The following is a 537-nucleotide window of genomic DNA, read 5'->3' as shown; positions in this document are numbered from 1 at the left end:
ATGTCTGTAATCTGCACCGATGGCTCTTTTTACGCTTTCAATGTAAAGTATGCCAAGGAGCCTGAGAAGCTGTCGCTAGAGATGGTGGATTTCCTCCACTCTGGTGAAGGTAATCTACCTTCAAACAAGGCAGATATATACTTCAAGGAGCTAGGCAATGAGACCCCAACGCTCGTACGGCTACTGATGTCTACGATACACAAGCAGGATAAGCGTCTTGTCAAGCATATATCGGCCAAGCAGTTTGGTATGCAGTTTGGTCTCAAAGCTATCTATGCACACAACGGATTGCTCTACTTCCACACGTCTATACGCAACACAACAAATATGCGTTATCAGATTGACTACGTGACCTTCAAGGTTGTAGATAAGGCGGTCACCACACAGACGGCTATACAGGAGACTATACTCCAGCCACTGCGAGCTTACAACGACCTTGCTGTTGTTGCGCCAAAGAGCGAGTTGCGTACGATCTACGCTCTCGAATCGTTCTCACTTCCAGAGGGCAAAATCCTCGAAATATCCCTACACGAGCTT

Annotated in this window: 1 protein-coding gene; it reads left to right on the top strand. The window is 46.9% G+C overall.

Going from position 1 to position 537, the window contains the following annotated elements; all coding sequences use genetic code 11:
- A partial coding sequence (traN, locus tag PORUE0001_RS08080; protein ID WP_007365958.1) for a conjugative transposon protein TraN occupies nucleotides 1-537 on the top strand: 537 nt, incomplete at both ends.

This window comes from Porphyromonas uenonis 60-3, from assembly GCF_000174775.1.
GTDB lineage: Bacteria > Bacteroidota > Bacteroidia > Bacteroidales > Porphyromonadaceae > Porphyromonas > Porphyromonas uenonis_A.
Note: the sequence above shows the minus strand (reverse complement) of the source record. Positions and strands in the feature narration are given on the sequence as shown.